The following is a 4,224-nucleotide window of genomic DNA, read 5'->3' on the forward strand; positions in this document are numbered from 1 at the left end:
AACCCGTAGTCAGACCCTGGAGCAAGCGTTTATCGCCCTGTTGCCGGAAGCCCAGCGCAAGGCGCATAAAGAGGTGATCATTGCGCCACGTCACGCTCAGGAAAATGAAATCGCGATTGAAGCCCGCGGCCTGACCATGCGCTTCGGCAACTTCGTGGCGGTCGACCATGTGAACTTCCGCATCGCACGCGGCGAGATTTTTGGTTTCCTCGGTTCGAACGGTTGCGGTAAATCAACCACCATGAAAATGCTGACCGGCTTGCTGCCCGCCAGCGAAGGCGAAGCCTGGTTATTTGGTCAGCCGGTCAATCCCAGGGATATCGAAACCCGTCGCCGCGTCGGCTATATGTCTCAGGCTTTCTCCCTCTACAGCGAACTGACCGTCAGGCAGAACCTCGAACTGCACGCCCGTTTATTTCACATTCCGGATGCCGACATCCCCGCTCGGGTGGCGGAAATGAGCCAGCGTTTTATGCTAACGGAGGTCGAAGAGGCGCTGCCCACCGCTCTGCCGTTAGGCATTCGCCAGCGCCTTTCGCTTGCCGTGGCGGTGATCCATCGTCCGGAAATGCTGATCCTTGATGAACCGACTTCCGGCGTCGATCCGATCGCCAGAGATATGTTCTGGCAGCTGATGGTCGATCTCGCCCGTCAAGATCGGGTGACGATTTTTATTTCGACCCACTTTATGAATGAAGCCGAGCGTTGCGATCGCATTTCGCTGATGCACGCCGGGAAGGTGCTGGCTAGCGATACGCCGCAGGCGCTGGTTGCGCAGCGCGGAGCGGCAAACCTTGAAGAGGCGTTTATCGCCTGGCTGCAGGAGGCCCAGCGGCCCGTCGAACCAATACCGCCGGCCCCCCTGGTAAGCTCTCCCGCCGGAACGACGGCCCCGCGCCAGGCGTTCAGCCTGCGGCGACTGTTTAGCTACAGCCGCCGTGAAGCGCTGGAGCTGCGACGCGATCCGGTACGTTCAACCCTGGCGCTGCTGGGTACCGTGATTCTGATGTTCATTATGGGATATGGCATTAGCATGGACGTGGAAGATCTACGCTTCGCGGTCCTCGATCGCGACCAGACCCTCAGCAGTCAGGGCTGGTCGCAGAATATTGCCGGTTCGCGCTACTTCATTGAGCAACCGCCGCTGCAAAACTATGATGAACTGGACAGACGGATGCGTAACAGCGAACTGGCCGTCGCCATTGAAATTCCGCCTGATTTCGGCCGCGATATTGCTCGCGGTACGCCGGTAAAAATTGGCGTATGGGTGGACGGCTCTATGCCTAACCGGGCTGAGACGGTACGCGGTTACGTCCAGGCGATGCATCTGACCTGGCTGCAGGAGATGGCCGGACGGCAGGCGACGCCCGGTCGCGATACGTCGCTGATATCCATCGAGACGCGCTATCGCTATAACCCAGACGTGAAAAGCCTGCCGGCGATTGTTCCGGCGGTGATCCCGCTGCTGTTGATGATGATCCCGGCAATGCTCAGCGCGCTGAGCGTGGTACGTGAAAAAGAGCTTGGTTCAATCATCAATCTGTACGTCACGCCGACGACCCGCAGCGAGTTCCTTCTGGGCAAGCAGCTGCCGTATATCGCGCTGGGCATGTTTAACTTCTTCCTGCTGTGCGCGCTGTCGGTCTTTGTGTTTGACGTGGCGCATAAGGGCAGTTTTCTGACCCTGACCGTGGCGGCGCTGCTCTATGTCACCATCGCCACCGGGTTGGGGCTTCTGATCTCGACCTTTATGAAAAGCCAGATTGCGGCCATCTTCGGCACCGCCATTATTACGCTGATACCGGCCACGCAGTTTTCCGGCATGATTGACCCGGTCGCTTCTCTCGAGGGGCCGGGTCGCTGGATTGGGCAGATTTACCCGACCAGCCACTTTCTGACCATTGCCCGCGGCACATTTTCAAAAGCCCTGAATCTGACCGATCTGTGGGCGTCCTTTATACCGCTGCTGATAGCCATCCCGCTGGTGCTCGGTCTCAGCGTATGGCTGCTGAAAAAACAGGAGGGGTGATGCACGGATTACGCAATATCTATCATCTCGGCATCAAGGAGCTGCGCAGTCTGCTCGGCGATAAGGCGATGCTGACCTTAATCCTGTTCGCCTTCACCGTATCGGTCTATTCCTCAGCAACCGTGATGCCGGGTTCGCTGCATCTGGCACCTGTCGCGATTGCCGATATGGATAAATCTCAGCTCTCTTCGCGCATTATCAACGGCTTTTATCGGCCGTGGTTTTTACCGCCTGAGCTGATCAATGAAGATGAGATGGATGCCGGGCTGGATGCCGGGAACTATACCTTTGCCATTAATATTCCGCCCGACTTTCAGCGTGATGTGCTCGCCGGACGGCAGCCGGAAATTCAAGTGAACGTCGACGCCACGCGTATGAGTCAGGCGTTTACCGGCAATGGTTATATCCAGAATATTATTAGCGGAGAGGTGAACAGCTTCGTGGCTCGCTACCGGGGTAACGATACCCTACCGATCGAGCTGGTGGTACGCATGCGCTTTAACCCCAATCTCGAACAGGAGCGTTTTGGCGCAGTCATGGCCATCATCAATAATATCACCCTGCTGGCCATCGTGCTGACCGGCTCGGCGCTGATCCGCGAGCGTGAGCACGGTACGATCGAACACCTGCTGGTTATGCCGGTAACGCCGTTCGAAATTATGCTGGCAAAAATCTGGTCGATGGGGCTGGTGGTGCTGGTTGTTTCCGGGCTGTCGCTGCTGCTCATGGTCCAGGGAGTGCTGCAGGTGCCGATTGAAGGTTCCATACCGCTGTTTATGCTGGGTGTGGCCTTGAGCCTGTTTGCCACCACGTCGATCGGTATCTTTATGGGAACAATAGCTCGCTCGATGCCACAGCTGGGGCTGCTGATGATTCTGGTGCTGCTGCCGCTGCAGATGCTGTCTGGTGGCTCGACTCCGCGGGAAAGCATGCCGCAAGCGGTGCAGGATATTATGTTAACCATGCCGACCACGCATTTTGTCAGCCTGGCGCAGGCGATTCTGTATCGTGGGGCCGACTTTACCATCGTTTGGCCGCAGTTTTTAACCCTGATGGCCATCGGCGTCGTGTTCTTTACTATCGCACTTCTTCGTTTTCGTAAAACGATTGGCACGATGGCGTGAGGGGTGCGCGGTGGCCATACGTCAGGTGACGGCCACCGGCGATAAGGACGAGGTTAGTGCTTGCGGTTTATCACGCGACGTAGCAGCCAGGTAAAGCCCATTGCCATGCTGAACAGGATAAAGAGCAGAACTACCCAGCTCAGCGAAATACGCACTAACGCGCTAAACGTCATCAGTGGCTGCAGGTAGACAGTAAAGGATTCGCTTATCGGTTTCCCCATCAGCAGCATTACGCTGTCAGCGGCCCAGACGCACACCCGACAAGCAACCCAGATAATCGCCGGCCAGCACAGCAGAACCAAAAAGGTGAAGCGTTCCTGCAGGTAACGGATGAACCGGCGCAAAGGCGACCATTTTAAAAGGATCTTCATTTATATTCTCATCGTGTCGCTCGATAACATGGATTCCACCCCCATTAGACTGCGTGGGGTGGAGGGGGATCTCAGCGACATCGGGATAGCATTAATACAGATCGTACGCGCTACATTATATCGATATTACAGTGACACGAATTCGATCGAGTTAACAAACTGTTAATGACACTAAAACATTTCCCCTAGAAAGTCCAGTTACAATAGCACGTATCGTCACATACAAACAAAACAACTTAACATATTGATAAATAAAAATTAAAATTCAAAATATAAATCAAATAAATACTTTTAAATATAAAATTGGATTTTTGTTTTATATTTTTACGTCATCATTAAGCCCCGGAAATAATATTTAATATTAATAAATAAAGCGTCATAAAATAAGAGAGAGATATTCAGCAACGAGAGATATGAAAAGAGATATTTTCACATAATAAAAGATGAGCGTCGCAGCGAATCTCTTCGTTGCGCAGTGCCACTCTGGCGCGGTAAAAGGCCTTGTTTCATCCTGAAGGGATATTACGCATGGTGCCTGTCCGGGTTAACCGAACGCACCAGTCTGTCAGGCCAGATTCTGTACCGACAAAAACGCAAAAAGCCCGTCCGTCTGGACGGGCTTCTTACCGACTGGATGCCTGGTGATTGTCTGCCGGACAGCACTCCCCGGCGGACCGCAGACACAATAAAGGGCCCAGTC

The 4,224-nt window shown here is 54.3% G+C and carries 3 protein-coding genes; 2 read left to right on the forward strand and 1 reads right to left on the reverse strand.

Annotated features, from left to right (window positions below; translation table 11 throughout):
* Nucleotides 1-2,029, forward strand: a 2,029-nt coding sequence (rbbA, locus tag ACZAHD_RS21905; protein WP_462458615.1) for a ribosome-associated ATPase/putative transporter RbbA, incomplete at its 5' end; no start/stop codon positions are given.
* On the forward strand, nt 2,029-3,153 hold the full coding sequence (locus tag ACZAHD_RS21910) for an ABC transporter permease (RefSeq protein WP_462458616.1): 1,125 nt from the start codon (nt 2,029-2,031) through the stop codon (nt 3,151-3,153). The genes rbbA and ACZAHD_RS21910, both read left to right, overlap by 1 nt.
* 53 nt (nt 3,154-3,206) lie before the next feature.
* Here the strand turns inward: ACZAHD_RS21910 and ACZAHD_RS21915 are convergent, their stop codons facing one another.
* Nucleotides 3,207-3,524, reverse strand: coding sequence for a hypothetical protein (locus ACZAHD_RS21915; protein WP_462458617.1), 318 nt, complete (start codon nt 3,522-3,524; stop codon nt 3,207-3,209).
* Between the last annotated feature and the right edge of the window lie 700 nt (nt 3,525-4,224).

The organism is Raoultella sp., from assembly GCF_039594335.1.
Lineage (GTDB): Bacteria > Pseudomonadota > Gammaproteobacteria > Enterobacterales > Enterobacteriaceae > Klebsiella.